This window comes from Halorubrum aethiopicum, assembly GCF_001542905.1.
Lineage (GTDB): Archaea > Halobacteriota > Halobacteria > Halobacteriales > Haloferacaceae > Halorubrum > Halorubrum aethiopicum.
The window spans coordinates 412,329-438,651 of sequence record NZ_LOAJ01000001.1; the positions used below are offsets into that span (position 1 = coordinate 412,329).

At 71.2% G+C, this 26,323-nt stretch carries 26 protein-coding genes; 13 read left to right on the forward strand and 13 right to left on the reverse strand.

The genetic code is table 11. The features are described 5' to 3' along the window. Positions 1–2 precede the first annotated feature (2 nt). Genes AXA68_RS02045 through AXA68_RS02055 form a run of 3 tightly spaced genes read left to right on the forward strand, consistent with a single transcriptional unit; the run spans position 3 to position 3,170 of the window. The gene (locus tag AXA68_RS02045; RefSeq protein ID WP_066412140.1) at positions 3–959 is read left to right on the forward strand and encodes a succinylglutamate desuccinylase/aspartoacylase family protein; all 957 of its coding nucleotides are present in this window, start codon (positions 3–5) and stop codon (positions 957–959) included. Then, entirely contained in the window at positions 959–2,209 is a 1,251-nt protein-coding gene (locus AXA68_RS02050; protein WP_066412142.1) for a threonine synthase, read from the forward strand. The genes AXA68_RS02045 and AXA68_RS02050 overlap by 1 nt, the downstream gene beginning before the upstream one ends. A gap of 58 nt (positions 2,210–2,267) precedes the next feature. Then, positions 2,268–3,170, forward strand: a complete 903-nt coding sequence (locus AXA68_RS02055; protein ID WP_066412144.1) for a ketopantoate reductase family protein — start codon at positions 2,268–2,270, stop codon at positions 3,168–3,170. 53 nt (positions 3,171–3,223) lie between these two features. Here AXA68_RS02055 and AXA68_RS02060 read toward each other — a convergent pair whose 3' ends face one another. Then, complete coding sequence (locus tag AXA68_RS02060) at positions 3,224–3,445, reverse strand: DUF7556 family protein (protein WP_066412146.1); 222 nt, start codon at positions 3,443–3,445, stop codon at positions 3,224–3,226. Between the two features lie 273 nt (positions 3,446–3,718). Here AXA68_RS02060 and AXA68_RS02065 point away from each other — a divergent pair, with 273 nt between their 5' ends. The 4 genes from AXA68_RS02065 (at position 3,719) to AXA68_RS02080 (ending at position 8,608) form a co-directional block, all read left to right on the forward strand. Continuing rightward, positions 3,719–4,567, forward strand: coding sequence for a CBS domain-containing protein (locus AXA68_RS02065; RefSeq protein WP_066412148.1), 849 nt, complete (start codon positions 3,719–3,721; stop codon positions 4,565–4,567). Continuing rightward, positions 4,567–6,405 carry a glycine--tRNA ligase gene (gene glyS / locus AXA68_RS02070; RefSeq protein ID WP_066412153.1) on the forward strand — a complete coding sequence of 613 codons (1,839 nt, stop codon included), beginning with the start codon at positions 4,567–4,569 and terminating at the stop codon, positions 6,403–6,405. Before AXA68_RS02065 ends, glyS begins: the two co-directional genes overlap by 1 nt. A 2-nt stretch (positions 6,406–6,407) precedes the next feature. Then, complete coding sequence (locus AXA68_RS02075) at positions 6,408–7,040, forward strand: dolichol kinase (protein WP_066412156.1); 633 nt, start codon at positions 6,408–6,410, stop codon at positions 7,038–7,040. A gap of 149 nt (positions 7,041–7,189) precedes the next feature. Continuing rightward, on the forward strand, positions 7,190–8,608 hold the full coding sequence (locus AXA68_RS02080) for an amidohydrolase (RefSeq protein WP_066412158.1): 1,419 nt from the start codon (positions 7,190–7,192) through the stop codon (positions 8,606–8,608). 42 nt (positions 8,609–8,650) lie between these two features. On the opposite strand, the gene AXA68_RS02085 is transcribed toward AXA68_RS02080, so the two are convergent. Together AXA68_RS02085 and AXA68_RS02090 are read right to left on the reverse strand one after the other, a co-directional pair. Next, positions 8,651–9,892, reverse strand: coding sequence for a cation:proton antiporter (locus tag AXA68_RS02085; RefSeq protein ID WP_066412161.1), 1,242 nt, complete (start codon positions 9,890–9,892; stop codon positions 8,651–8,653). Between the two features lie 172 nt (positions 9,893–10,064). Beyond that, positions 10,065–10,544 (reverse strand): cation:proton antiporter regulatory subunit, encoded by a 480-nt coding sequence (locus AXA68_RS02090; RefSeq protein ID WP_066412170.1) that lies wholly within the window; start codon positions 10,542–10,544, stop codon positions 10,065–10,067. Between the two features lie 151 nt (positions 10,545–10,695). Here AXA68_RS02090 and AXA68_RS02095 point away from each other — a divergent pair, with 151 nt between their 5' ends. Both AXA68_RS02095 and AXA68_RS02100 read left to right on the forward strand, forming a co-directional pair. Beyond that, entirely contained in the window at positions 10,696–10,992 is a 297-nt protein-coding gene (locus AXA68_RS02095) for a DUF7562 family protein (protein ID WP_066412172.1), read from the forward strand. 155 nt (positions 10,993–11,147) lie between these two features. Next, positions 11,148–12,449 carry a ribonuclease catalytic domain-containing protein gene (locus AXA68_RS02100; RefSeq protein WP_066412174.1) on the forward strand — a complete coding sequence of 434 codons (1,302 nt, stop codon included), beginning with the start codon at positions 11,148–11,150 and terminating at the stop codon, positions 12,447–12,449. Positions 12,450–12,711: 262 nt separating this feature from the next. Here the strand turns inward: AXA68_RS02100 and leuS are convergent, their stop codons facing one another. Next, positions 12,712–15,384 (reverse strand): leucine--tRNA ligase, encoded by a 2,673-nt coding sequence (gene leuS / locus AXA68_RS02110; protein ID WP_066412178.1) that lies wholly within the window; start codon positions 15,382–15,384, stop codon positions 12,712–12,714. A gap of 121 nt (positions 15,385–15,505) precedes the next feature. Then, positions 15,506–17,830, reverse strand: a complete 2,325-nt coding sequence (locus tag AXA68_RS17000; protein WP_066412184.1) for a hypothetical protein — start codon at positions 17,828–17,830, stop codon at positions 15,506–15,508. Positions 17,831–17,913: 83 nt separating this feature from the next. Here AXA68_RS17000 and AXA68_RS02120 point away from each other — a divergent pair, with 83 nt between their 5' ends. Further along, entirely contained in the window at positions 17,914–18,321 is a 408-nt protein-coding gene (locus AXA68_RS02120) for a hypothetical protein (protein ID WP_066412185.1), read from the forward strand. A gap of 607 nt (positions 18,322–18,928) precedes the next feature. Here the strand turns inward: AXA68_RS02120 and hisE are convergent. From hisE to AXA68_RS02150, 6 genes are all read right to left on the reverse strand, one after another. Then, positions 18,929–19,246 (reverse strand): phosphoribosyl-ATP diphosphatase, encoded by a 318-nt coding sequence (gene hisE, locus AXA68_RS02125; RefSeq protein WP_080505276.1) that lies wholly within the window; start codon positions 19,244–19,246, stop codon positions 18,929–18,931. 26 nt (positions 19,247–19,272) lie between these two features. Then, positions 19,273–19,866, reverse strand: coding sequence for a pyridoxal 5'-phosphate synthase glutaminase subunit PdxT (pdxT, locus tag AXA68_RS02130; RefSeq protein WP_066412188.1), 594 nt, complete (start codon positions 19,864–19,866; stop codon positions 19,273–19,275). A gap of 71 nt (positions 19,867–19,937) precedes the next feature. Beyond that, positions 19,938–20,603, reverse strand: coding sequence for a cytochrome c biogenesis protein CcdA (locus AXA68_RS02135; protein ID WP_066412189.1), 666 nt, complete (start codon positions 20,601–20,603; stop codon positions 19,938–19,940). Then, complete coding sequence (locus AXA68_RS02140; RefSeq protein WP_066412191.1) at positions 20,600–21,145, reverse strand: TlpA family protein disulfide reductase; 546 nt, start codon at positions 21,143–21,145, stop codon at positions 20,600–20,602. Before AXA68_RS02140 ends, AXA68_RS02135 begins: the two co-directional genes overlap by 4 nt. Before the next feature lies 1 nt (position 21,146). Beyond that, on the reverse strand, positions 21,147–21,830 hold the full coding sequence (locus AXA68_RS02145; RefSeq protein ID WP_066412199.1) for an SCO family protein: 684 nt from the start codon (positions 21,828–21,830) through the stop codon (positions 21,147–21,149). Between the two features lie 71 nt (positions 21,831–21,901). Continuing rightward, positions 21,902–22,066, reverse strand: coding sequence for a preprotein translocase subunit Sec61beta (locus AXA68_RS02150; protein ID WP_066412201.1), 165 nt, complete (start codon positions 22,064–22,066; stop codon positions 21,902–21,904). Positions 22,067–22,250: 184 nt separating this feature from the next. On the opposite strand from AXA68_RS02150, the gene trxA reads away from it, so the two are divergent. Both trxA and AXA68_RS02160 read left to right on the forward strand, forming a co-directional pair. Continuing rightward, positions 22,251–22,520, forward strand: a complete 270-nt coding sequence (gene trxA / locus AXA68_RS02155; RefSeq protein WP_066412215.1) for a thioredoxin — start codon at positions 22,251–22,253, stop codon at positions 22,518–22,520. 129 nt (positions 22,521–22,649) lie between these two features. Continuing rightward, positions 22,650–22,799 (forward strand): 50S ribosomal protein L40e, encoded by a 150-nt coding sequence (locus AXA68_RS02160; protein WP_066412216.1) that lies wholly within the window; start codon positions 22,650–22,652, stop codon positions 22,797–22,799. Positions 22,800–22,895: 96 nt separating this feature from the next. Here the strand turns inward: AXA68_RS02160 and AXA68_RS02165 are convergent, their stop codons facing one another. Further along, positions 22,896–24,302, reverse strand: coding sequence for an MATE family efflux transporter (locus AXA68_RS02165; RefSeq protein ID WP_066412222.1), 1,407 nt, complete (start codon positions 24,300–24,302; stop codon positions 22,896–22,898). 29 nt (positions 24,303–24,331) lie between these two features. Next, positions 24,332–25,528 (reverse strand): ATP-binding protein, encoded by a 1,197-nt coding sequence (locus tag AXA68_RS02170; RefSeq protein WP_066412224.1) that lies wholly within the window; start codon positions 25,526–25,528, stop codon positions 24,332–24,334. Between the two features lie 209 nt (positions 25,529–25,737). Between AXA68_RS02170 and AXA68_RS02175 the strand changes: the two genes are divergently transcribed. Beyond that, a complete protein-coding gene (locus tag AXA68_RS02175; protein ID WP_066412225.1) occupies positions 25,738–26,145 on the forward strand; it encodes a gamma-glutamylcyclotransferase family protein in 408 nt (135 codons plus the stop codon). Positions 26,146–26,323 lie beyond the last annotated feature (178 nt).

The following is a 26,323-nucleotide window of genomic DNA, read 5'->3' on the forward strand; positions in this document are numbered from 1 at the left end:
TAATGATCACGCTGGGTACGGCGCGAGCGTCCCCGGGCGAGGCGGACACCGGCCGTCTCGAGGTGGGCGAGACGCGGGACGGGAGCCCGGTCCGGCTACCCGTCGCCGTCATCAACGGGTCGACGGAGGGGAAGACCCTCTACGTACAGGCGGTCAGCGACGGCGACGAGCTCAACGGGTTGGGCGTGGTGAACCGGTTCGTCCCCCGCGTCGACCCGGCGGAGCTGTCGGGCGCGGTTCTCGTCGTCGGGGTCGTCAACTACTTCGCGTTTCAGGTGGCCGAACACCGGAACCCGATCGACGACCGGAAGATGAACCGCGGCTATCCCGGCGACGCGGACGGCACGACGAGCGAGCGGATCGCCCACGCGACCTTCGACGAGGCGAAACGCGCCGACCTGATCGTCGACCTCCACCAGGGCTCGACGAGCCGCATGATAAACGAGACGCGGGTCCGGTGCGGGATCAGACACCACCTCCACGGGGACTGTCTCGAGCTGGCGAAGGTGTTCGGCTGCGGACACGTCCTCGACATCAAGGGCCCGGACGGCCAGCTCGCGCGGGCCGGGCCCGACCAGGGGATCCCGACGATAGACCCCGAACTCGGCGGCTGCGTCGGGTGGGACGAGGAGTCGATCCGGTACGGCGTCGAGGGGATCTTCAACGTGCTCCGTCACTACGGCTTCCTCGACGGGGACGTCGAGGTCGAAGAGCAGGTCAGGGCTCGGGGGTTCGACCAGTACGGCTCGCCCGCCGGCGGGCTCGTCCGGTTCGAGGCCGAGCTCGGCGACCGGGTGTCCGCGGGCGAGACGCTCTTCGAGGTGACCGACGTGTTCGGCGAGCGGAAGGGGCGCGTGACCGCCGACGCCGACGGGGTGTTCTGGCGGACTCGACGGCTCCCGCAGGTCGCCGCCGGCGAGTACGTCTGCTCGGTCGGCACCAACGTCGACCGCTACTGATGACGGGAGCCGACCGGGCCGATGACACGCCCCGACCCCTGGCGTGTCCCGACTGCGGGGCGGCGTTTCCGGACCGGTGGCGCTGTACCTGCGGCAGCCCTCTCGAGTTCACGGAGCCGCCGGTCCCGGACGGGTCGCCGACCCCGGACAACGGGTCGCCGACTCCGGAGCGCGGACCGCCGGACCCGGGCGCGTTCGACGCGCGGCCCGGGCTGTGGGCCTTCGAGGACTTCCTCGCGGTCGGCGACGACCCGGCCGACCGCGTGACGCTCGGCGAGGGGTCGACGCCGCTCGTCGACGCGGACGGAACCGCGAGCGGCGCGGGCGACGCGCCCGCCGACCCCTGGAACGCCGAGTTCAAACTCGAGTACGTCTTCCCGACGGGGTCGTTCAAGGACCGCGGGGCGACGACGACGCTCACGCGCGCCCGCGAGCTCGGCGTCGACCGCGTCGTCGAGGACTCCTCGGGCAACGCCGGGGCCGCGATCGCGACGTACGCCGCCCGTGCGGGGATCGACGCCGAGGTGTACGTCCCCGCCGACGTGAAGGCGGCGAAGCTCCGGGCGATCCGCCGGGCCGGCGCGACGCCGGTCCGGGTGGAGGGGTCGCGGGCGGACGTGACCGACGCGTGCGTCGCGGCCGTCGAGGGCGGAGGTGACCCCGATGACCCCGACAGTCCCGACGGCTCCGGAACCGGTCCCGCCTGGTACGCGAGCCACGCCTGGAGCCCCGCCTTCTTCGAGGGGACCGCCACCGTCGCCTACGAGATCGCCCGCCAGCGCGACTGGGACGCGCCCGACGCGGTCGTGACCCCGCTCGGCCACGGCACCCTCTTTCTCGGCGCGTACCGCGGGTTCCGCCGGCTTCGGGAGGCCGGGTGGATCGACGAGGTGCCGCGGCTCTACGGCGCGCAGGCGGCGGGGACCGCGCCGATCGTCCGGGAGCTTCACGGCCCCGAGGCGGCCGATCCGGACGGGAAACGCAACGAGGCGGCGGACGGGATCCGGATCGCGGAACCCGTCCGTCGGGAGGAGATCCTCGAGGCGATCCGCGAGACCGGCGGCGACGCGGTCGCGGTCACCGGCGCGGCCGGCGATCGGGAGCTCGACCGGCTCCACGCCGCCGGCTTCTACACCGAGCCGACGTGTGCGGTCGCGCCGGCCGCCCTCCGCGACCTTCGTTCCTCGGGGGCCATCGACGACGACGAGGAGGTCGTCGTCCCGCTGACCGGGAGCGGGCTGAAGGGGTGAGTCGGGAGCGACTCACGCCACCGACACCCCTTTTCGCCGGCGGGTCGTTCGGCCACGCATGGAGGTCCTCGTCCACGGCGCGGGCGCGCTGGGGAGCCTCGTCGGCGGGCTGTTGGCGCGCGCCCACGACGTGACGCTCGTGGGGCGGAACCCGCACGTGCGGCGGGTCCGCGAGGACGGGCTGCGGATCGAGGGCGCGGTCGAGGCGCACGTCCGGCCGCGGGCGGTGACCGACGGCCGGCACCGCTCCGCGGACCTCGCGCTCGTGACGACGAAGGCGTACGACACCGACGCGGCGGCGCGGGCGCTCGCGACCGGCGAGTACGACGCGGTCTGCTCGCTCCAGAACGGACTCACGGAGGAGCGGCTCGTCGCGGCGCTCGAGTGTACCGTCCTCGCGGGGACGGCGAGCTACGGCGCGCGCCTCCTCGAGCCCGGTCGGGTACGGTGTACGGGCGTCGGCGAGGTCGTCGTCGGGTCGCTCGCCGGGAGGCGGAGCGCGCTCGCGGAGCGCGTCGCGAGCGCCTTCGTCGACGCCGGGATCGAGGCGACCGCCGCCGACGACATGCCCCGGCGTCGCTACGAGAAGCTCGCGGTCAACGCCGGGATCAACGGCCCCTCCGCGCTCGCGCGGATCGCGAACGGGGAGGCGGTCGAGGGGCCGGCGGGGGGCGTCGCTCGCGAGGCGGCACGCGAGGTCGCCCGCGTCGCCCGCGCCGAGGGGGTCGACCTGACGGAGTCCGCGGCGGTCGAGGCGCTCGAGGCGGTCGCCCGCGACACGGCCGCGAACCGCTCGTCGATGTGCGAGGACGTCGCGGCGGGCCGGCGGACCGAGGTCGAGGCGATCTACGGGGCCGTCCTCGAGCGCGCCGCGCGACGGGAGGTTCCGGTGCCGACGTGCCGGACGCTGGCGTCCGTGATCCGGGCGTGGGAGGCGGGGCGGGGGCTCCGGAGCGAGTGAGCGAGCCCGATCGAACGAGGTGAGAAGTCGGGGTCCGGGCGGTCAGTCGGGAGTCAGCACCACTCCTCGAGGACGGTCGCGTTCTGCTCGTCGACGGAGAGCCACGCGTTCTCCCGGGAGACGTCGGCGATCACGAGTTCCGGTCGCGACGACGAGGAGTCGATCGACGCCATCACGTCGGTCGACGAGGGAGCCGTCGCCTCCGCGTCCGTCGGCAGCGCGGTCCGCCGGCGGTCGGGGTCCGGGTCGTCCCAGGGAGTGGAACTCCGTGACATGATTGTGATTAGTTCACAGACAGTTAAAAGGGTTGCGAACCGGGAACTGAAATTCGCCGGAAAACGCGGGGATTCGTGCCGGGATCGACGCCGCAGGCGACCGATCGATGTCGATCCGACGACACCGGGGCGAGACGCGGCGTACCGACGGGGTGCGACGGGGGCGGCGGACACGGCGGAGCGTGGAAGAGCCGGCGGGACGCAGCGCGTCGTCGATCCGGGCTGCGGCCGCCCTTCGGGGGATACAAGAGGAGCGACGCTGAAAGACGGGGCATGAACGTAGCAGACGCCATGACGCCGCGGGCCGACCTCGTCGTCGTCGAGATCCCCGGGAGCCGGAACGACGTGTTGGAGTACCTCCAGGAGTACGGCTTCTCCTCGGTCCCCGTCGTCAAGGACGTCGACGGCGAGGAGGTGTACCGCGGGCTCGTCTCCCGGGACGACCTCATCGACCAGCCGGACGAGGACCAGCTCGCGCTGTTGATGCGCGAGGTGCCCGCGACGAGCGCGGACGCGACGATCGAGGCGGCCGCCGAGACGATGGTGGCGGAGCGCTCCCGGCGGCTCCCCGTCGTCGACGGCGACGAGCTGGTCGGGATACTGACCGTCACGGACGTGGTGCGGGCGATCGCGCGCGGCGAGGTCGCCGGCGACCGCGCGGTGGGCGAGCTCGCCACCCGCGAGGTCAACGCCACCCACGTGGAGACGCCGCTGCCGGTCGCGGAACGCGAGATCGGCCTCGCCGGCGTCCCGTACGCGGTCGTCCTCGACGACGACGCCGAGATGGCGGGGATCCTGACCGAGGTCGACGTGCTCGAGGTCGCGCGGGTCGTCGAGGGCGAGGCGAGCACGGGCGACTCGATCGCCGAGCAGGACTCCGAGTGGTCCTGGGAGGGGATCAAGGCGACGGGAGCGCGCTACCTCCCGACCCGAAACGTCGAGATCCCGGCGGGCGCGACCCGCCACTTCATGACGAGCGAGGTCGTCACCGTGGCCGGCACGCGGACCGCGCGCGAGGTGGCGAAGGAGCTGATCTCCAACGACGTCGAGCAGGTGCCGCTCGTGAACGGGACGGAGCTGTCCGGCGTCGTCCGGGACATCGACCTCCTGGAGGGTATCTGATGGCCGGCGCGGACCTCGTCGAGCTCGCGAAGCGCCGCGGGTTCTTCTTCGGCGCGAACGGCGCGTACGGCGGCACCGCGGGGTTCTACACGTTCGGCCCGCAGGGCGCGGCGCTCAAGCGCAACCTCGAGGACGCCTGGCGCGACCGGTTCACGCTCCAGGAGGGGAACCGCGAGATCGAGGCCCCGACCGTGATGCCCGAGGCGGTCTTCGAGGCGTCCGGCCACCTCGAGGGGTTCGACGACATGCTCGTCGAGTGCGGCGAGTGCGGCGAGTCCCACCGGGCGGACCACCTCGTCGAGGACGCCGCCGACATCGAGGACGCCGAGGCGCTGCCGGGCGAGGCGGTCGAGGAACTGATCCGCGACCACGGGATCGCCTGTCCCTCCTGCGGATCGCCGCTCGCGGGCCGCGACGTCGAGGACTTCAACCTCATGTTCGCGACCTCGATCGGGCCGGGCGACGGCCACCCCGGCTACCTTCGCCCGGAGACCGCCCAGGGGATCTTCGTCGAGTTTCCCCGGCTGAAGGAGTACGCCCGCGGCAATCTCCCGTTCGGCATCACCCAGATCGGCCCCGCCTACCGCAACGAGATCTCCCCGCGGGGCGGCCTCCTCCGGCTCCGGGAGTTCACGCAGGCGGAACTCGAGCAGTTCATCGACCCCGAGGCCGACGAGCCGCCGCTCGACCGGGTCGCGGACGTCGCGGTCCGGCTCTACCCCGCGACCGAACAGGCAGACGACGAGGGCGAGTACCTCGACACCACGGTCGGCGAGGCGGTCGAGGCGGGGATCATCGGGTCGCCGTGGGTCGGCTACTACCTCGGGATCGCCCAGGAGTGGTACGAGCGCGTCGGCGTCGACATGGACCGGTTCCGCTTCCGCCAACACCTCGCCGGCGAGCGAGCCCACTACGCCGCCGACTGCTGGGACGCCGAGAGCGAGGTCGACGGCGACTGGATCGAGATCGCCGGCTTCGCCTACCGCGGCGACTACGACCTCTCGAAACACGACGAGTACGGCGACGACGCCTTCACCGTCTTCAAGCGGTACGACGAGCCGAGGACGGTCGAGCGCGCGACCGTCGACCCCGACATGTCCGTGCTCGGTCCCGAGTTCGGCGGCGACGCCGCGGCGGTCGCGGAGGCGCTGGAGACGCTCGCGGAGCGCGACCCCGACGCCTTCGAGGCGGACGCCGTGACCGTCGAGATCGACGGCGATGGTGGGGACGGCGGCGACGGTGACGAGGACGGCAGCGGCGGGACCCGTGAGGTCGAGGTCGACGCGGACGTGGCGAACTTCTCGGTCGAGGAGGTCACGGAGAACGGCGAGCACGTCACGCCGCACGTCGTCGAGCCCTCCTTCGGCGTCGGCCGGACCGTCCAGACGCTCTTGGCCCACGCCTACGAGACCGACGAGGTCGACGGCGAGGAGCGGACGTACCTCGCTTTGGCCCCCGAGATCGCCCCGCGGGACGCGGCCGTCTTCCCGCTCGTGACGAACGACGACCGACTCACCGACCTCGCGGATCGGGTCGCGGCCGACCTCCGCGCGGCGGGGCTGGCGGTCGCGTACGACGACTCCGGCTCGATCGGGCGGCGGTATCGCCGGCAGGACGAGGTCGGCACCCCGTTCTGCGTGACCGTCGACCGCGACGGGATCGAGGGCGAGGGTCCCGAGACCGTCACGGTCCGCGAACGCGACTCGGCGGCGCAGGTCCGGGTTCCGGTCGCGGAGCTGGCCGACGAGCTGGCGGCGCTCCGCTCCGGCGGGGCGTTCGCGGACCTGCTCGACCGGTACGAGGTCGTGGAGACGGACGTCGAGACGACCGAGAACTGACCGTGACGCTTCCGGCGGCGACGTGGCGCGAGCGCGTGGAGTTCGAGCGGCGACTGGTCCACGCGAGCGGCACCCTCTATCCCGTCCCGTACCTGCTCGGGTGGATCTCGTGGGCGGAGACCGCCGCGCTGCTCGTCGCCAGCGTCGTCGTCGTCGCCATCCTGGAGTTCCTCCGGATCGTCGTCGGGCTCGACCACGCGGTGTACCGCGCGCTGACCCGCGAGTACGAGACGGACGCGGTCGCCGGCTACGCGCTGTATCAGGTCAGCACCGCGGCGGTCGCGCTCGTCGCGACCACGCCGGTCGCGACGCCGACGCTCGCGGTCCCGACGATGTGGATGCTCTCCGTCGGCGACCCCATAAGCGGCGCGCTCGGCGAGAACGGCCCGCGGGAGGCGAAACGCCCCCTCGTGTGGGCCGTGATGTTCGCCGTCTCCCTCGCGGTGACGCTCCCGTTCACGGTGCCCGCGTTCGGCCCGACGGTCGGCGTCGCGGTCGCGGTCGCCGGCGCGGTGCCCGCCACGATCGCCGACGGCATCCCGCCGATCGTCTACGGGGTCGTCCTCGACGACAATCTCACGATCCCGCCGGCCGCGCTCGCCGGGATGGCGGTCGCCGCGGCGGCGCTGGCGTGAGTCGCGGGTCCGGCCCGGCGCGACTCCCGATCCGGCCCAGGGCGACTCCCGATCCGGCCCGACCCGGCCCGGCCCGGTCCCGAACGGTCCCCTCAACCGCCGCGGGGGATAGGTTCAATGACGCCGCCCGTGTTGGACGAGCCACCACGATGAGCGCGAAGACGGTGTACGAGACGGTCGAATCGGAGCGGGAACTGCTGTACGACCTCGCCGAGCGGCTCTGGGAGACCCCCGAACTGGGCCTCCACGAACACGAGTCGGCGGAGGCGCTCGCGACGACGCTGCGCGAGGAGGGGTTCGAGGTCGACATGGGCGTCGCCGGGATGCCGACCGCGTTCGTCGCGACCTACGGCGAGGGCGACCCGACGATCGGCATCTTGGGCGAGTACGACGCGCTCCCCGGCCTCTCACAGGAGGTGAAAGCCGAGCGCTCGCCGATAGAGCGGGGCGGGCCGGGCCACGGCTGCGGCCACAACCTCTTCGGCACCGCGACGCTCGGGGCCGCGGTCGCCGTGAAGCGGGCGATCGCGGACGGCGACCTCGCCGGGACGATCCGCTACTACGGCTGTCCCGCCGAGGAGACGCTCGTCGGGAAGACGTACATGGCCCGCGCGGGCGTCTTCGACGACCTCGACGCCGCGTTGACCTGGCACCCCGGCGACCTGAACACGCCGCGGGTGGGCAGCTCGAACGCGCTCAACTCGCTTCTCTTCGAGTTCGAGGGCGAGGCCGCCCACGCCGGCGGCTCGCCGGACTCCGGTCGGAGCGCGCTCGACGCGGTCGAGCTCACCAACGTCGGCGTCGAGTTCATGCGCGAGCATATCTCCGACGACGCCCGGCTCCACTACTCGATCCCGGACGGCGGCGACGCCCCGAACGTCGTGCCCGCCGAGGCGTCGGTGTGGTACTTCGTGCGCGCGCCGAGCCGCGAGGAGGTCGAGCGCAACACCGACTGGCTGCGCGACATCGCGCAGGGCGCGGCGACGATGACGCAGACGACGGTCGAAGAGCGGTTCCTCTCCGGCTGTCACGACTACCTCGCGAACGGTCCCGTCACGGACGTCATCTGGGAGAACATGGAGGCCGTGGGACCGATCGAGTACGACGACGAGGACCGCGAGTTCGCCCGCGAGCTGCTCGAGACGGTCTCCGAGAGCAACCGCGAGTCGCGTCTCGAGGACCTCCCCGAGGACCTCCGCGAGACGGTCGAGCCGCACGCGCTGTATCCGGAGCCGGTTCCGCCGTTCAACGAGGACGAGGTCTCCGGCGGGTCGACCGAGGTCGGCGACGTGAGCTACATCGCGCCCACCGGGCAGTTCAACGCGGCGACCTGGCCGGTCGGCGCGCCGGGCCACTCCTGGCAGGTCGTCGCCGCCAACGGCGACTTCGGGAAGAAGGGGATGCTCTTCGCCGCGAAGGTGCTCGCCGGGGCGGCACACGACCTCATGACCGACCCGGAGACGCTCGCGGCCGCGCGCGAGGAGTTCGAGGCGGCGACCGGCGGCGAGCCGTACGAGACGCCGCTGCCGCCGGAGGCGGAGCCGCCGTTCGACATGACCGCCGAGTGAGACCCAGGTGAGGTCGGACCGAGGCCCGAGCGAAGCGACCCCTCACTCCCCGGGCGTCGAATCTCCCCCGGCCGACGTCTCCTCGCCGAACCACGAGACGGCCGCCCGCTCGAACGGCCCCGAGTGGGCCATCAGCGTGGTTCCGAGTATCGCCATCACGAGGACGTAGCCGACGGCGAAGGCGTTGAGCGTCGCTGCCACCTCCGGGTCGAACGTGCCGGCCGCTGCCCCGCTGGCGGCGACCGTCGCGATGATGAGCGAGAACTCCCCGCGGGTGGTCATCCCGAGCCCGACCCGCGCCGACCGCCGGACCCCGAGATCGAACGCGCGCCCGGCGAAGTAGCCCGTGACGAGCTTCGTCGGCGTGGTGACGACCACCGCGAGCGCGACGAGCGCGGCGACTCCCCCGAACAGCGCCGGGTCGGTGACGAGCCCGATCCAGAAGAAGAAGACCGCGGCGAAGGTGTCGCGGACGGGCTCCAACAGCGACTCGACCTCGTGGAGGTAGTCGGTCGCGGAGAAGGCCATCCCGATGAAGAAGGCGGCGACCGCCTCGCTGACGCCGAGCGCGAGCGCCGCGCCCGCGACCAACACGACGGCCGCGATCGTCCGCAGCGCGACGAACTCCTTGTTGTCGGTCGCCACCAGCCGGTCGAACGCCGGCGTTCCGAACTGGACGAGCCCCAACAGCACGGCGATGAACCCGATCGCGATCCCGACGTCCGTGGCCGCGGCGGCGACGTCGCCGCCGCCGAGCACCAGCGCGGACGCGACCGCGAGGTAGACGGCGATGAACAGGTCCTCGTACACCAGGGTGCCGAGCATCGGTTCGGCCTCGTCGTTGGCGATCCAGCCGAGATCGATGAGCGACTTCGTGATCACCGCCGACGAGGAGATGTAGACGATCCCCGCGAGCAGGAACGCCGGCAGGAACGCGCCGAAGACGAGCCAGCCGAGGACGAGCCCCACGCCGAAGTTCGCGAGGTCGATCGTGCCCGCCGTCCCGATCTCCGAGCGCCGAGCGAGCAGGCGGTCGAGGTTGAACTCCAGCCCCAGAAAGAAGAGGAGGAAGACGATCCCGAGCTCCGCCCCGAGCGCGATGAACTCCGTCTCCGGGACGTAGACGACGCCGAATCGTGGGAGGGCGAACCGGCCGAGGACGTGCTCGCCGAGCGCCATCCCGACGACGATGTAGAAGGGGATCACCGACTGGCCGAGGCGGTTCGCGGCCGCGCCGGCGACCGCGATCGCGGCGAACATGACGCCGACGTCGAGAAGCGCCACTACCGGTCACCTCCGTCGGCGGGTGCGTGGCGGCCATCGGAGAGCAGGTCGTGGCCGTCGGAGGGCGTGTGGCGGCCATCGGAGGGCAGGTCGTGGCCGTCGGAGGGCGTGTGGCGGCCATCGGAGGACCTGTGGCGGCCGCCGAGATGCGCGTGACGCGCCGTCGCGACCGTCATTCCGTCAGGAGCTCCTCGAAGGCCTCGCAGTTCTCGCGGGTGCCGACCCCGATCACGGTGTCTCCCTCCCGGAGGACCGTGCCGGCGTCGGGGCTGTCGATGACCTCGTCGCCGCGCTGGATGGCGACGACCGCGAGCCCGGTCCGGTTGCCGATGTCGGCGCTCTCCAGCGTCTCGCCGACGAGCGGGGAGCCCGGCGGGAGCTCGTACCACTCCAAGAGGATCCCGCCCGGCAGGGTGGTCTCCTGGGTCGCCGGCTCGAGCGGCTGGAAGTGCGCTCCCTCGATGATCGACCCGATGGTGCGGGCCAGGTCGTCGCCGAACTCGAAGGTCTTCTCGCTGTCCGCGCTCGGCTCGGGCCTGTAGAACAGCTCCCGTTTGCCCGTGTTGTGGATGACGACGATCATCTCGCCGTCGTCGAGTTCGATCTCGAACTTCTTTCCGACGCCCGGCAGGTCGGATTCGGTGATCGTCATACGGAGCGTACGACCCCCCTCGGTAATAGTCTGTATACCGTGTCCGCGTCCCCGATCCGACGCCGGGGGTCCCGCCGACGCTCCGTCCCCGTCGGACGAGCGTCTGCCGGCGGCACCAAACGCTAAGTAGACCGGGTTCGAGGAGACACCCATGTGGCGCTCCCCGAGGAGCCGGGACCGTCGGACCGTGGTCTGCATCGCGTGCGGGGAGTCGGTGCTGCGCGAGGACGCGCGCGAGTACGACAAGGAGGGGAACCGCTGGGACCGGCGGGACAAGGAGTTCGAACACCTCTGTGTCGACTGCGACGACGAGCTCTGTCACCAGCCGCGGGACGGCCTCGAGTCGCTCGTGCTCTCCATCGAGTCCGACGGCCTCTCACAGGAGGAGTTCCTCGACCGGTACACCGACGCCGTCACCGACTCCGCGACGCGACGCGACGACGGGTGAGGAACGGACGGCCGACCGCGACGGACCGGCACCGTGACGGGTCGCGGTTCGGCGGCGGCGCTCACCGCCGACATCGCTCGATCCCCGTCGACACCGCTCGATCCCGGCCGATCCGCCCCGACAGGCCTTTCTAACGGACCCGCGTTGGTCCGCGTATGTCAGACGACGAGCCGAAACAGGGCTCCGCCGAGGACCAGGGTCCGGTGACGGTCACGCCGGAGTTGGCCGAGCGGCTGGCCGACAAGCGCGAGGAGCTCTTCGAGGAGTTCGGCATCCGCGACGAGTTCCCGCCGGCGGTCCTCCGCGAGGCCGAGGCCCGGACAGAGGGCGTCCGCGAGGAGATCGAAGCCGAGATCGACGAGCGGCGGGATCTCCGCGACCTCACGACCTGGACGACCGACCCCGTCGACGCCCAGGACTTCGACGACGCCATCTCGATCGAGCGCGAGGCGGACGCCTACCGGCTGTGGGTCCACATCGCCGACGTGACCCACTACGTCACGCCCGACACCGCGATGTGGGAGGAGGCGGTCGAGCGCGCGAACACGGTCTACCTGCCCGCCTACACGATCCACATGCTGCCGCCGGTGCTCGCCGAGACCGTCTGCTCGCTCGTCCCCGAGGAGGACCGGCTCGCGCACACGGTGGAGATGGTGATCGACGACGAGACGCTCTCTTTCGAGGACGTCGAGATCTACAAGTCCGTGATCAACTCCGACGAGCGGCTCACCTACAGCGAGTGTGAGAACCGGCTCGAGGACCCCTCCCTGCCGCTCGGCAAGGAGAACGAGCTCGCCTACGAGCTGGCCGACCGGATGCACGAACAGCGCAAGGAGGACGGTTCCCTCGTCTTGAACCCGAGCCGCGACCGCGCACACACCATCATCGAGGAGTCGATGCTGAAGGCGAACAAGGCGGTGACACACACCCTGATGTGGGACCGCGGCGTCGAGGCGATGTACCGCGTCCACCCGCAGCCGACCCCCGACCAGTGGAACGAGGCGCTAAAGGAGATCCAGGAGCTCGACGGCGTCTCCATCCCCGGCTCCGCGTGGGGCGACGACCCCCGGAAGGCGGTCAACGCCGCCTTGGAGGAGTCGCCCGACCGCCAGCTCAACAAGATCCAGCGGGCCGTGCTCAAAGTGATGCCCCGTGCGAAGTACATGAACGACCCGTTCGGCGGCCACCACGCGCTCAACTTCGACATCTACGGCCACTTCACCTCGCCCATCCGTCGGCTGTCGGACATGATCAACCACTGGATCGTCCACGAGAACGACGTGCCCGAGAACCTGATCGAGCTCTGTGACCGCGCCAGCGACAAACAGAAGGACGGCGAGACCGCCGAACGGCTCTACAAGCAGTTCCTCCAGGAACAGGGGCTCGATCCCTACGCCGTGAACAACCGCGGACTGGAGGTCGTCGAAGACGCCGAGGAGGCGAAGCACACGGTCTGAGTGAGGTCAGCGACTGGTATCGGACGTACCGAGCTTGAGATGGGTAAAGAACGTATGGATCAGGCCGATGATGAGGGGGGCTCCGAACACGATGCTCCAGTTCGGGGACGTTGCCGGACGAAGCAGCCATCCACCGACCCCGATCACGAGGAATGCCGTTGCCAGTATCACCCCCCGCTTCGCTGCGTACCTCGCTCTCACGTGATCCATGGTAAAATCCATCTATTGATCAGATAAAAACTAGCGTGGCCGTGTTGACCGATCACTCCACGATGTCGATCGCGGGGCGACCGGGCTCGGCGTGGCGGGCGGTCTCCGGGTCGGCGTCCGCGGCGCGCTCGACGACGACGGGCGCGTCGAACTCGCGCTCGATCAGCCAGGCGGCCGCGCGCAGCGCCGCGTACTCCTCGTCGCCGGAGAGCGTCTCCGAGAGCGCCTCCCGCTCCGCCTGGAGGTCCTGCCCGTAGGACGCCGCCTCGTCGCCCCGCTCGCGGATGTGGTCTTCCGCCATCAGCTCGCCGATCAGGTTGTCGGCGTCGCTGTCGATCGCGATCTCGAGGGCGTCGTACTTCCAGTCGGGCGCGACGACGACGTCGATCCGCTCCGGGTCGCGGATGTCGGCGACCTCGACGATGTCGCGGACGTCCTCGCGCGTGTTCGCCACCAGCCGGCGGCGGCGCTCGACCGTCTCGCGGTCGGCGGTCGCGGTCGGCCAGTCGGCCTCGACGACGAACCCGTCGCGGCCGAGCGTCTCCCACAGCTCCTCGGCGAGGTGCGGGGCGACCGGCGCGAGCAGCCGGACGGCGACGTCCAGCCCGCGCTCGTAGACCGCGGGGTGCGGCTCCGCGTGCTCGCGGTAGCTCCGGAGCGTCCGGACGAGCTCCTGGGCCTCGCGCAACGCGACGTTGAAGGTGAGGTCGTCGTACTCGTCGCGGGCGATGGCGACGGCGGCGTCCGTCTCGTCGGCGACGTACTCGTCGATGGTGTCGCGATCCGGGTCCCGATCGGCGGTTTCGACGTCGCCGGCGGCGTACCCCTCGACGAGGTCGGAGAGGCGGGCCAAAAAGCGGTGCGTCGACTTGACGCCCTCCTCCGACCAGTCGAAGTCGCGCTCGGGCTGGGCCGCCTGCATCATGAACAGCCGCGCGGTGTCCGCGCCGTACTCCTCGACGATCCGCTGGGGCGAGACGACGTTCCCCTTCGATTTCGACATCTTCTTGCCGTCCAGTTGGACCATGCCCTGCGCGAGCAGGTTCGTGAACGGCTCGCGGTGTTTCAACCCTTCCTCGTCGGCCAGCACCTTGGTGAAGAAGCGCGAGTACAGCAGGTGCATCACGGCGTGTTCGATGCCGCCGACGTACTGGTCGACCGGCATCCAGTCGTTGGCGCGCTCGAGATCGAACGGCGCGTCGGCCAGGTCCGGCGAGACGTACCGCAGGAAGTACCACGAGGAGTCGACGAACGTGTCCATCGTGTCGGTCTCGCGGGTCGCGGCCGCGCCGCACTCCGGACACGTCGTCGCCTTCCACTCCTCGGCGGCGTCGAGCGGGTTCCCGGTCGTGTTGATGAACTCCGGCAGCTCCACCGGGAGGTCCTCGTCGGGCACGGACACGGGCCCGCAGTCGTCGCAGTGGACGACCGGGATCGGCGTCCCCCAGTAGCGCTGGCGGGAGATCCCCCAGTCGCGAAGCTGGTACTGGACGCTCTCCTCGGCGCTCTCGATCTCCGCCGTCAGCCGTTCACGGGCCGTCTCGCTGTCGAGGCCGCTGTACTCGCCGGAGTCGACGAGGACGCCGTCGTCGGTGAACGCCGCCTCGCCCGCGTCGGGCGCGTCCGGAACCGTCTCCCCGTCCCAGTCGTCGGGTTCGGGCGCGATCACCGGACGGATCTCGAGGCCCTTCTTCGTCGCGAACGCGTGGTCGCGCTCATCGTGGGCCGGCACGGCCATCAGCGCGCCCGTCCCCACGTCGGAGAGCACGAAGTCGGCGACGAAGACGGGGATCTCCTCGCCGGTGACGGGGTTCGTGGCGGTCAGTCCGGTCTCGACGCCGTTCGGCTCGTCGCCGTCGGGGTCGGCCTCGTGGCGGACGAACTCGTGGACGGCGTCGTCCTCCTCGGCCAGCGCCTCGCTTATCGGGTGGTCGGGCGCGAGCGCGAAGAACGTCGCGCCGAAGACGGTGTCGACGCGGGTGGTGAACGCCGTGACGCTGTCGTGGCCGTCGATAGCGAACTCCAGTTCGGTCCCGTGCTGGCGGCCGATCCAGTTGCGCTGCATCTGGCGCACGGAGTTCGGCCACCCCTCCAGGTCGTCGATGGCCTCCAGGAGCTCGTCGGCGTACTCGGTGATCTTCAGGAACCACTGGTCCAGGTCGCGCGTCTCGACGGGCGTGTCACACCGCCAGCACAGCTCCGCGTCGCCCTCGACCTGCTCGTCGGCCAGCACCGTCTCACAGGAGGGACACCAGTTCACCTCGGCCTCGCGGCGCTCGACGAGCCCGGCATCGGAGAATCGGGAGAAGAGCCACTGGTTCCACTCGTAGTACTCGGGGGTACAGGTGGTGACCTCCCGGTCCCAGTCGTAGCCGAACCCCATCGACTTCATCTGTCCCTTCATCGTGTCGATACAGTCGAACGTCCAGTCGCGGGGGTTGGTGTCGCGCTCCTTGGCGGCGTTCTCGGCGGGGAGGCCGAAGGCGTCCCACCCCATCGGGTGGAGCACGTCGTCGCCGCGCATCCGGCGGTAGCGGGCGTACGCGTCCGTGATCGTGTAGTTGCGGACGTGGCCCATGTGGAGCTTCCCGGACGGGTACGGGTACATCCCGAGGACGTAGGTGGGGTCGTCCACCTCGTCCGGCGTGCGGTACACGGCGGCGTCTTCCCACGCCTCCTGCCACCGACTCTCGACCGCGGTGTGGTCGTAAGCCTCCTGAGACATCTGCTTATATACTCGTGGTGCGGTCGGCGTCGTATAGCTTTCCATCCACGGGTGTGACGGGTGGCACGCTCCCGCGCGGCCGGCGGTCGCGACGATGAAGACGAGGAAACGGCGGACGCCGCTACAGCTTCTCGGCGTTTCGCGCCTGTTCGACTCGCCGCGTCGCCTGCTCGATCCGCTTCCCCGTCGCGTTCGCGAGTCCGGGCGGGAGCCCCTCCCGCGCCGCCGCGAGCCGCTCTTCGATCCGGGCGATCCGGTCGAGCACGTTCGCCAGCTGGCGCTCCGTTCCCTCGCCGTCGCCCTCGCGGGCGCGCTCCTCGGCCCGCTCCGCGGCCGCGACCGCGGCGGCGAGGGCTCGCTCGAGCCCGTTCACCGCGTTCGACGGGCCGCCGCCGGAGCCGCCACCACCGGGACCGCCACCGCCTCCGGAGCCGCCGGGGCCGCCACCGCTCCCGCCGCCGGAACCGTCGTCGCCATCGCCGTCGTCACCATCGTCGCCGTCGCCGTCGTCACTCCCCGCCGCGGCGGCGACCGCGGCGCGCGTCTCCTCGGCCACGTCGGCGACGTAGCCGGCGAGCGGGGCCGCCCCGGTCTCCGGGCGATCGATCCGGATCCCGTCGTCGGACTCCGGGTCCGGGTTGACTCGATACGCGCCGATCTCGTCGGCGGCGTCGCGCACCTCGGCCGTGTAGGCACCCCCGGCGTGGACGTACACCGCGTCCGATCCCGCCGTCGACGACGCGTACATCCGGCCCGCGAAGTCGTCCTCGAGCGCCGTCCCGACCACGTCGATCTCGGCCTCCTCGTCGGTGATCTCCAGTTTCGTCGCGTCCTCGCGCGCGACGAGCGGGATCTCCCCGTCGACCCCGGCGGCCGTCACCGGGTCTGACCCCTCCTCCGTCGGATCGACGGTCAGCCGCTCGCTGTGGGGAGCCCGTCCAGCCCCGTTGACCGTGAGCCGGTGGTCGCCGCTCTCGACGTCGCGGACGACGGCCACGCCGCCGAACGTCGGCACCGCCTCCGGCTCGCTCTCGAGCAGCGCGACCGACTCGACGCCGGACGCCGTCGTCGTCAACCCCTCGTTCTCGGGGGCGTCGTCGTTCGTGGCGACGTCCGTGACGCGCGCCACGACAGCGTGGACCGGCGCGGGAGCGCCGATCGCGTCGTACCGGTCGGCGAGTTCCGCGCGGTGGTTCGGCGCGGTGATGTCGGCCGCCGGGTTGTCGTACCGCGGCTGTGCCCACGGCACGCCGGTCGTCGTGATGTGGCCGGCGACGGCGTCCTCGACCGCCTGCGGGACCGCGAACTCGAAGCTCAACTGCGGGCCGACGAACGCGTCTATCCCCTCGAGTTCCGCGCTGGCGACGAGGTCGTAGGCGACGGTCGCGCTTCGGCCGTCGGATGCGTCGCCGTCTCCACCGCCTTCGTCTCCACCGCCTCCGTCACCGTCTCCACCGCCTCCGTCGTCGCCACCGTCTCCATCGCCACTGCCTCCACCGTCGCCGCGCCCGGCGTGCTCGAACGCGACCCCGGTCTCGCGCAGCGGGAGGTCCGTCGGCGGCGACCCCAGCGCGTCGAGCGAGCGCACGGTGAGCGCGTCGTCGATCAGCGACTCGGGATCGACCGCCGGAAGCCGATCGTGCTCGTAGACGGGCTCGCCCTCGTACTCCGGGACGACGAACGGGAGCCGCGCCCCCTCGTCGCGGGGGAGCCCGTAGGCGAGCGGCACCTCCGCGAGGTCGGCGATCCCCTCGATCGCGGAGTTCGTGACGTCCGCGAGCAGCCCGTCGGCACCCACGCGCTGGAACCGGTCGGCCACCTCGTTGACCGACAGCGTCGAGGAGTGCGAGCCGAGCTCCGGGAGGATCCGCGGGACCACCTCGGGGTCCGGATCGAGGAACTCGTTGTTCGGGACTCGCCGCGAGTGCGAGCTGGCGACGTACAGCTGCGGCTCGTCGGTCTCGCGGTCGACGAAGACGTGGAGCACCTCCCAGTCGTGCCAGTGGAAGTTGGTCGTGAACTGGTCGAACGCGGAGTAGAACCAGAACTGGACGGCCTCGAGCGGGGAGTCCTCGTACGCGACGCCGTGGTAGAACACGGTCGGGTCGGGCGGTGCCGGCGACGACTCCGGGTCGCCCGCGGTCCCCTCGAATCGCTCGTGGTAGCCGTTCAGCGCGTCGAAGCCGTCGACGACCGTCTCGCCGTCGCGCTCGCTCGTGTACGGGCGCGGGTCCGTCGGGAACCACGGCTCGTGGACGTCGAAGTACAGCGTCGGGGCGAACCGCTCGGCGAGCTCGCGGACGCGGCCCTCGTCCATGCCGGACGTCCCGGCGTCGGCCTCCCGTTCGAGGGCCGAACACCCCGCGATCGAGGCGGTCCCGAGGCCGGCGACCGCGCCGAGGAGCGTCCGGCGGTCGAGCGTCGTCCGGGAGCGTTCCGGCGTCATTCCGTTCGGAGACGAGCACAGAGGAGAATAAGCCTTCTGACGCCGGGGGAAGGTATTTGCGCGCGGGACCGTCACTCCCGGTCATGGACTCGAAGCGGGCCCTCTACTACGCCGCGATCGCGATCGGCGTGTTGATCGCCGTCAGCGTCGTGGTCTCGATCGTCTCGGCCATCCTCAGCCTCGCCTGGGCGGTCCTCTCCGCGGCCGTGACCCTGGCGGTCCTGGCGGGGATCGTCTACGTGGCGTACAAGGCCGGATCGTGGCTCTCCGGCGGCGACGGCGGGGCAAGGTCCACCGACTCGGTCGGCGGATCGCGGTCGTCCGCGTCGGCCGGGATCGAGGCCGGCGACGACGCGAACCGACAGGAGCGGCTCCGCCGACAGTACGTCGAGGGCGAGATCGACGAGGCGGAGTTCGAGCGCCGGATCGCCCGGGAACTCGAATCGGAGGACCTCGACGACATCGAACGGGAACTCGAGCGGGAGCGGTGACACGCGGTGGAGTTCGAGGAAGATCGGGGTGCGTAGAAGGGAATCGTTGCCGGCGCGGTGAACACGCTTACCGAGACCGTCTTCAAAGCCCCAGTCGCTCGTTTATACGTGGGTGCTAGCGCGATGAACTGCTTCAAAGCCCCAGCAGCGACGGCTCGGGGGCCTCGTTGCGCGCTTCAGTCGTTCGCTCCGCTCACTCCTTCCAGTGCTTACGTCGGCCGCCGTCGCCCTCGCTGCTGCCCCTTTGAGTCCCACCCAACCACGCTGCCCCGCACCTCACACCTCCCCAGCCTCGCGGTTCGCGCTCTTCGAGCGCTCACCGCGTCCCTCGCGTTCTGCTCGTGCCCTGCCGGGCACTCGCAGGCGCGCCACCGCTCGGGCGATCGCTCACTCCTTCGCCTGGAGTGAGCATCCGCGAGCGAAGCGAGCGGTTCACCGACGGAGCCGTCGAAGACGGCGGAGTCGGCTTTTTCTCTCCAGGTTTTTCGAGGAGTGGTTCCCGAAGCGAACGCAGTGAGCGAGGGCACCCGACGATGAAAAAGGTGGCTGTATTGAGCGAATCTCGTCCCGGTATGGGGCCTCTTCGATCACACCCCGCCCGATGGTGCTAGAACCGGTCGCGAAGCTCCCCACGGAGGTCCTCGAGGTCGAGGTCCTTCATCGCGAGCAACACCAGCAGGTGGTAGACGAGGTCGGCGCTCTCGTAGGTGAGCTCCTCGAGGTCGTCGTCCTTCGCCGCCAGGATCGCCTCCGTCGACTCCTCGCCGATCTTCTCCAACACCGCGTTCTCGCCCTTCTCGTGGGTGAAAAGCGAGGCAGTGTAGGAGTCGTCGGGAAGCTCCCGCTTTCGCGACTCGATCGTCGCGAACAGCTCGTCGAGGACCGCGTCGCCGGCGGTGGCCCCGTCGGAAGAAGCGCCGCCCACGTCCTCGGCGCCCGCCCCGTCGTCCGTCACGCCTCCACCTCGCTGTCGGGGAAGAAGGCGAGGTCGTGGATCCGCGAGTCAGCGGTGAGTTCGGGGTGGAAGGAGGTGGCGAACACGGGGCCGTCGCGCACCGCGACCGGCCGGCCGTCGACCGTCGCGAGCGTCTCGACGCCCTCGCCGACCTCGTCGATCGCGGGCGCGCGGATGAACACCGCGTGGAACGGTTCCGAGAGCCCCTCGACGGGGACCTTCGCCTCGAAGGAGTCCTTCTGTCTGCCGAACGCGTTGCGGTCGACGGAGACGTCGACGAGCCCGAGCGCGTCGACCCGGTCGTCCTTGGCGTCGCGCGAGCACACGATGAGCCCGGCACACGTCGCGAGCACCGGCTTGCCGGCCCCGACGTGGTCGCGGATCTCCGCCGCGATCCCCTCGCGGTGGATCAGCCGCGAGATGGTCGTCGACTCCCCGCCCGGCATCAGGAGGACGTCGCAGTCGGGGACGATCCCCGAGTCCCTGACCTCGACGACCTCCGCGGACTCGCCGTGGGCGGTCGCGGCGCGGCGGATCGCCTCCGCGTGTTCGGCCACGTCGCCCTGGACCGCGATGACGCCAGCTTTCATACCTCCGCTCGGCGGGGCACGTCCAAAAAGGGCGCGCTACGGCGACCCGATCGGCACGGACGACGACCCGATCAGTAGACGACGAGCGCGAGGTACAGCTGGCCGACGCCCGCGAGCACCATCACCGCGCCGGCGACCCGCTTCAGCGTCCCCGAGTGCGCCATGATCCGGCCGGCGTTCGTGAGCAGGCCCATCCCGGTCGCCACCGTGGTCGCGACCATCAGCGCAGCGACGACGCCCGCGTAGGTGCCGAGGAGCAGGAACGCGGCCTCGGTCGGGAGCGCGATCGCTCGAGCGATCACGGCGAGGAAGATCGGCGCGACGCAGCCCGCGCCCGCCAGCGCGTACCCCGCGCCGAAGATCCCGAACCCGAGGACGCTCGCGCGGCGCTTGGGGAGCGGGACCGATATCGACGGGGTCCGCCCGGCGACGACGAGCAGCCCGAAGACGACGAGCAGCCCGCCGACGAGCGACTCGAAGACGGTGATGTTCGAGAGCGTCGAGTGGCCGACGCGCACGGTCGCGCCCGCGAGGACGGCGAACGTCGCCAGCACGCCGAGCCCGGCGGCGATCCCGCGGGATCCGGCCCCCGCGATCGAGACCTCCTCCGCGTCGATCTGATTCACGTAGAACCCGACGTAGCCGGGCAAGAGCGGGTACGCGCACGGCGAGAAGAACGTCGCCACGCCCGCGGTCACGGCGAAGGGAACGTTGGTCGCGAGCGAGACATCGGTCATCGGTCGAGTGCCCGCTCGATCCCGTCCACGAACTCCTCCGTGGTGTGGGTCCCGGAGGTCGCCCAGCGAACGCGCCCCGCCGCGTCGATAGCGCGAGCGCTCGGGAACCCGTTGACGTCGAGTCGCGTGAAGAGTTCGGCCGAGACGTCAGCCGCAACGAGCCAGTCACCGTCGTGTTCCGTCCACCAGTCGACGACCGTTTCCTCGTCGACCGCGTTGCCGACGTTTTCCGTGGTCACCGAGACGAACAACACCTCGTCGCCGAGCCGATCGTGCGCCTCGGCGAGCGCCGGCATCTGCTCGGCACAGGGTGGACACCACGTCCCGAAGAAGTCGACGAACGTGGCCCGTCCCTCGGCGGGGATCGTCACCTCACCGTCGCGGCTGCCGGGAGCCTCGATCGTCGGCAGCGTCGTCGGTTCGACCGGCTCCGCGCTGTCGCCGAATCCTAGCCCGTCCGGCACACTCCCCGTCGCGACGACGCCGCCCGCGCCCAACACGCCGGCGCTCGCGATCCCGGCGAGGAGGTGTCGGCGCTCCATCCTACGCGTTCACCACCCGTTCGAAGTCGTCGACGAGCCGCTCGATGTCGGTCTGTGGCCCCCTCGGGTACGCCCGCTCGACGATCCCTTCCTTGTTGGCGAGGAGGATGAGTCCGTAGTGAGGGAACCGGTACTCCAGGTTCTCGTACCCGTCGGCCGCCTGCTTTTCGATCACGAGCCCGAACTCCTCGTCCAACAGGTCCTGACCCGCCTCGTAGCTCTCCGGGCGGAGGAAGTGCCAGTTGCCGGCATCGAGGTTCACGCCCTGCTGGCCGGCGTACTCGCGGAGGACGTCGGCGGTGTCCCGCTCGGGGTCGAACGTGAGCGCGAGGAACGCGGCCTCGTCGGCGTATCCCTCCTCGGCGGCGACCTCCTGTGCGCGCCGGAGCCGGAGGATGAGCGCGGGACACACGCCGTCCGGGCAGTGTGTGTAAAAGGAGGTCCACAGGACGGCCCGCTCGCCCTCGAACTCCTCGGTGGACACCGTCTCGCCGGTTATCGGGTCCGGGACGGAGAAGTGCGGCATCTCGTCGCCGTAGCTCGGGTGTGAGGCCGCGCTCAGGTCCTGCTCGGGGGGATCGAGCACCGTGCCTTCGGGACCGGAGCTCCCCAGCACGCCGAGACAGCCGGCGCTCCCGGCGACGGCGGGAACGGCGAGCGACCGCAGATAGTGGCGACGATCCATACCGGAAGGCGGGGCCTCGCGAATAAGTCCGTTTCGTCGAGTCCCGACGACTGATGGATGGCGATGAGCGCCTACGCGACCGTCAGCGAGAGGACCTGGACGAAGACGCCGAAGAGGATACAGAACGCGAGGACGGTCTTGGGGTTGATCGCGATGGCGTTGCGGTCCTGCGAGTCGAAGTACCGGACGAGCCCCGCGCTGGACATCAGCCCGCCGGAGTTGCTGCCGCTGCTCATGCCCGCACCTTCCGCGGCGTCGGGCGTAAGCGTTTCGTCTCGGGAAGCGACCGCTCGGGAAGCGATCGTCCGGAAAGCGACCGTCGCGGATCGGACCCCCCGTCGCCGCCCGTCGTCGGTCACCCCACCTCCCCGCCGCGTGAGAAACCCTTATCGGCGAGCCGACGCTACGTGTCGGCGAACCATGACCGTTCGAGTGCTGGATTTCTACGCCGACTGGTGCGGCCCGTGTAAGACGCAGGACCCGATACTGGAGGAGGTCCAGGAGGAGCTCGGGGACGCCTTCGAGCTACAGAAGGTCGACGTCGACCAGGAGCAGGACGTCGCCAACCAGTATCAGGTCCGATCGCTGCCGACGCTCATCGTCGAGAACGACGACGGCGTCGTCGACCGATTCGTCGGGGTCACCCAGAAGGAGGACATCACCGCCGCGATCTCGGAAGCCGGCGCGTGATCGGTACGCGTCCCTGAAACGGTCGCACTGGTCGACGAGCACGGGGCGACGGAGCCCCGCGCCGACGCCGTATCCCGGGTGCCGACGCGTCTCGCAACCTTTTACAGCGCCCGCGTGCTCACGTGGAGTATGGCCAGTTTCGACGCCGCGGAACGCCGCAACCTCGACCGACAGATCTGTATGCGCTGTAACGCCCGCAACGCGCCCGACGCCGGGCGCTGCCGCAAGTGCGGCTACACCAAGCTCCGCCCGAAGGCGAAGGAACGCCGCGCGGCCTGATCCGGTCCGACCCGTTCCGACCCGGTTCGATCGGAGGGACGGTACCTCCCGCCGTCCACACGCATCTTCCGGTACCTTCCGCCCCGAGCCGCCGGCCTAGTCGCCGTCCCCAGCGGCCGCGTCCCCGCCGCTTCCGCGTTCGGCCATCATCGCCGCGGCCCGCGTCGCCCATCCCGAGCGTCGGAAGCCGACGGCGACGACGAGCGCCATCCAGCAGTACGCGAGGAACACGCCGACGTACGCGCCGGACGGGCCGAACCCGGCGGTCCGGCTCAACAGCCAGGACGCGCCGAGGAAGAGCCCGAACATCCCCGTGAGCCGCGCCGCGAAGGGGATCCGGGTCTCGCTCGCGCCCTGGAGCGCGCCGGACAGCGACGTGAAACAGGCGAGCGCGCCGCCCGCGAGACCGTACACCCGCGCGAAGTCGACCGCGTACTCGACGGTCGCCGGGTCGGCGGTGAAGAGCCGGACGACGCGCGGCGCGAGCGCGACGAGCGCGAGCCCGGCGGCTCCGACCGAGAGGAGTCCGAGCGCCGCGACGGCCCAGCCGTCGAAGCGGGCCCGGTCGGGGTCGCCCGCGCCGAGCGCCTGCCCGACCAACACCGAGGCCGCGACGTTGTACCCGCGCGAGAGCGGACCGGTCACCTGTTGGTAGACCCGGCGACCGATCTGGAAGCCGGCGTTGACCGCCTCGCCGAAGCCGAGGAGCAGGGCGTTGAAGGGGAACTCCGCGGCCTCGGCGCTGAACCCCTCCGCAACCCGCGGCGCGCTCACGCGGAGCAGCTGTCCCGCGATCGTCGGGTCCCGCGGACGGGCGAACTCGGCGTCGGTCCACGGCCCCCGTATCGCCGCACACAGCAGTCCCGCCGTGAGGACGTTCGCGGCCCCGGTCGCGAGCCCGACGCCGACGATCTCCAGGCGAGGGAGTCCGAGCAGCCCGAGCCCGAGGAGGACCGACCCGACGACGTTGAGGGAGTTCCCGAGGACGTTCACGTACATCGGCGTTCTGGTGTCGCCGGTGCCCTGAAGCGCCCGCGCGGCCACGAGCGCGACGTGTCTCGCCGGGGCCGTCGCGAAGACGATCGCGAGGTACGCCGAGCCGAGCGAGACGACCTCCGGCGGGGTCTCCCGGCCGATCAGCCGGCCGAAGACGTCGATCGCGGCCTCGCCGAGGAACAGCCCGAAGAGGACGAACGGGACCCCGGCGAGCGCGCCGAGCAGGATCGCCTGCGTGATCGCCTCGTCTCGGGTCGCCGTCTCCGCCGCGCCGGTGTCCTGTGAGGAGAGGGCGATCGCGCCGCCGCCGAGCCCCAACCCGATCCGGAGCGGGAACCGCGCGTACAGGTCCGCGAGGCCGATCGCGACCACGGCGGCCGGCGAGAAGAGCGCGCTGACGACGATGTCGGTCGTCCGCATCGCGGTCCGGAACGTCTGCTCGGCCATCACCGGCCACGCGAGCGCGAACACGCGCTTCCAGACGCGCCGGACGCGCGGGAGGTCCATGCGTCACCGTGGAGGGACCCCGTCGGGTTCTAGCTATCGGAGGCGGTCGAGTCCGCCGACTGCTCCGGCTCGGGTGCGGCGGACGGGGGGAAGTCGAAACGGTCGGCGTCGTTCGCCCGCGGGAACGTCACCTCGAACCGCGTCCCGCCGAGGTCCGCCTCCCCGACCGAGATCGTGCCGTCGTACTCCTCGACGAGGCTGTCGACGATGAACAACCCGCCGCCTCCGCCGTCGTCGGCGCCGTCGCCGTCGCCCGCGCCGTCATCGGCCGCGTCGCCGAACAGCGCGGCCCGCTGCTCGGGGGGAAGTCCCGGTCCGTCGTCGTCGATGGACAGCGTGACCGCCCGGTCGTCGTCACGGACGGTGACCCGGAGAGTGGCGTCGCCGCCCGCGTGCTCGACGGCGTTCTCGACGAGGTTGTCGACGACCGACCGGAGGCCGTCGTTCGCCGTGACCGGGGCCTCCTCCGTGAGGTCGGCCTCGACGGTCACGTCGGGCCGGTCCCTGAGCCCCTCGAGTATCTCCCGAGTGACCGACGCGAGGTCGACCCGATGGAGGTCGGCGTCGCCGACGAGCGCGTCGGCGACGGCGCTCGTCGTCTCCAGACGATCGAGCCCCTCGTCGGCCTTGGTCGCGATCACCGCCGCGGCGTCGCGCCCGTCGGGACCGGCAGCGTCGCCGGCGGCGGAGCCGGAGTCGCCTCCGCCGTGGGCGGTCGCCTCGGCGAGGTCCGCGTACCCGCGGATCGTCGACAGGTCGTTCCGGAGGTCGTGACGGATCAGGTGGTTCACGAACGACACCGCCCGCGTGGCGTCGCGCGCACGGCGAGCCTCCGCCTCCTGGCGAACGGCGAGGTATCCCGCGATCGCGCCGCCGAGCGCACCCGAGCCGGCGGCGACCAACAGCGGGAAGACGGGTTCGACGAGGGGGCGACCCTCGACCGCCCGGACGAGCAGGGTCGCGCCGATCGCGCTCGCCGCGAGGAACGCGCCGGCCACGGTCCAGCGAGCGACGCGTCCCTCCTCGCTGCGGGTGAAGCCGGCGTCCCGGACCCGCACTCCCGCGTAGACGACGCCGAGGGCGATCCCGCCGTCGAGCGCCAGCGCGAGCGCGGGACCGAGGATCTCCCCGACGGCTCCGATCTCGGTCCCGTGGTGGATCGTCGCGACGAGCAGCAGGCTACACCCGATCGCGGCGACGACGGCGTAGCCTCGTGGTTTCGACACGACGTGACGACGTTTCGCGTCTCCGGACAAAAACCGTTGTGTGTCCCGGGGCGGTCGAGACGGGATCGGTCGGCGGCGGGATCGATCGGCGGCGGCGGTACCGGTCGGGACGGAACCTATCGACGAGCGGCGGGAGACGCCGGCGATCGGCGGACCGTCGGCGTCCGTCTTCCCCGAACGTTCAAACGCCCGAGCGACGCAGACGCCCCATGGACGTCTTCGTCTACGGGACCCTCACGGAGCCGGAGCGCGTCGGATCGCTGCTCGACTCGTTCGTCTTCGTCGGACCGGCGACGCTCTCCGGGCTCCGGCCCGTCGAGGGGCGCTACCCGACGCTCGCGCCCGGCGGGGAGACGGCGGGGCGGCTCCTCCGCACCGACGAGATCGACGCGCTCGACGCGTACGAGGGCGTCGACGACGGGTTCTACGTCCGGGTCGCCGTACCGCTCGACGCGCCCGACGGCCACCCCGACGAGGCGACCCTCTACGTCGGCGACCCCGACCGGCTCGACGCGGACGCGACGTGGCCGGGCGACGGCTCGTTCCGTGAGCGGGTGGAGCGGCACATCGATCGGGCCGACATCGCCGTCCGTCTCGACCGGGGGCCGACCGTCTGACACGGGTCTGACGGCGGATCGAAGTCGACGCCGTCCCACAGTTTCACTTTCACCCCGCCTGCCGGACCTTTTTGTGTCGCCGCCGGGTGTCTTCAGTCGCACGTCACACGCGTGCATTCCCCCACTTCCCTTTCACACGCTCCGTCGCCCGCGAGCGGCGCGCCGGCGATCGCGGACG

What these genes read in the sequence shown, in the direction of transcription:
- AXA68_RS02045 (WP_066412140.1), top strand. Translation starts at nt 3, where the DNA reads ATGATCACGCTGGGTACGGCGCGAGCGTCCCCGGGCGAGGCGGACACC.
- AXA68_RS02050 (WP_066412142.1), top strand. Translation starts at nt 959, where the DNA reads ATGACGGGAGCCGACCGGGCCGATGACACGCCCCGACCCCTGGCGTGT.
- AXA68_RS02055 (WP_066412144.1), top strand. Translation starts at nt 2,268, where the DNA reads ATGGAGGTCCTCGTCCACGGCGCGGGCGCGCTGGGGAGCCTCGTCGGC.
- AXA68_RS02060 (WP_066412146.1), bottom strand. Translation starts at nt 3,445, where the DNA reads ATGTCACGGAGTTCCACTCCCTGGGACGACCCGGACCCCGACCGCCGG.
- AXA68_RS02065 (WP_066412148.1), top strand. Translation starts at nt 3,719, where the DNA reads ATGAACGTAGCAGACGCCATGACGCCGCGGGCCGACCTCGTCGTCGTC.
- glyS (WP_066412153.1), top strand. Translation starts at nt 4,567, where the DNA reads ATGGCCGGCGCGGACCTCGTCGAGCTCGCGAAGCGCCGCGGGTTCTTC.
- AXA68_RS02080 (WP_066412158.1), top strand. Translation starts at nt 7,190, where the DNA reads ATGAGCGCGAAGACGGTGTACGAGACGGTCGAATCGGAGCGGGAACTG.
- AXA68_RS02090 (WP_066412170.1), bottom strand. Translation starts at nt 10,544, where the DNA reads ATGACGATCACCGAATCCGACCTGCCGGGCGTCGGAAAGAAGTTCGAG.
- AXA68_RS02095 (WP_066412172.1), top strand. Translation starts at nt 10,696, where the DNA reads ATGTGGCGCTCCCCGAGGAGCCGGGACCGTCGGACCGTGGTCTGCATC.
- AXA68_RS02100 (WP_066412174.1), top strand. Translation starts at nt 11,148, where the DNA reads ATGTCAGACGACGAGCCGAAACAGGGCTCCGCCGAGGACCAGGGTCCG.
- leuS (WP_066412178.1), bottom strand. Translation starts at nt 15,384, where the DNA reads ATGTCTCAGGAGGCTTACGACCACACCGCGGTCGAGAGTCGGTGGCAG.
- AXA68_RS17000 (WP_066412184.1), bottom strand. Translation starts at nt 17,830, where the DNA reads ATGACGCCGGAACGCTCCCGGACGACGCTCGACCGCCGGACGCTCCTC.
- AXA68_RS02120 (WP_066412185.1), top strand. Translation starts at nt 17,914, where the DNA reads ATGGACTCGAAGCGGGCCCTCTACTACGCCGCGATCGCGATCGGCGTG.
- pdxT (WP_066412188.1), bottom strand. Translation starts at nt 19,866, where the DNA reads ATGAAAGCTGGCGTCATCGCGGTCCAGGGCGACGTGGCCGAACACGCG.
- AXA68_RS02135 (WP_066412189.1), bottom strand. Translation starts at nt 20,603, where the DNA reads ATGACCGATGTCTCGCTCGCGACCAACGTTCCCTTCGCCGTGACCGCG.
- AXA68_RS02140 (WP_066412191.1), bottom strand. Translation starts at nt 21,145, where the DNA reads ATGGAGCGCCGACACCTCCTCGCCGGGATCGCGAGCGCCGGCGTGTTG.
- AXA68_RS02145 (WP_066412199.1), bottom strand. Translation starts at nt 21,830, where the DNA reads ATGGATCGTCGCCACTATCTGCGGTCGCTCGCCGTTCCCGCCGTCGCC.
- AXA68_RS02150 (WP_066412201.1), bottom strand. Translation starts at nt 22,066, where the DNA reads ATGAGCAGCGGCAGCAACTCCGGCGGGCTGATGTCCAGCGCGGGGCTC.
- trxA (WP_066412215.1), top strand. Translation starts at nt 22,251, where the DNA reads ATGACCGTTCGAGTGCTGGATTTCTACGCCGACTGGTGCGGCCCGTGT.
- AXA68_RS02160 (WP_066412216.1), top strand. Translation starts at nt 22,650, where the DNA reads ATGGCCAGTTTCGACGCCGCGGAACGCCGCAACCTCGACCGACAGATC.
- AXA68_RS02165 (WP_066412222.1), bottom strand. Translation starts at nt 24,302, where the DNA reads ATGGACCTCCCGCGCGTCCGGCGCGTCTGGAAGCGCGTGTTCGCGCTC.
- AXA68_RS02175 (WP_066412225.1), top strand. Translation starts at nt 25,738, where the DNA reads ATGGACGTCTTCGTCTACGGGACCCTCACGGAGCCGGAGCGCGTCGGA.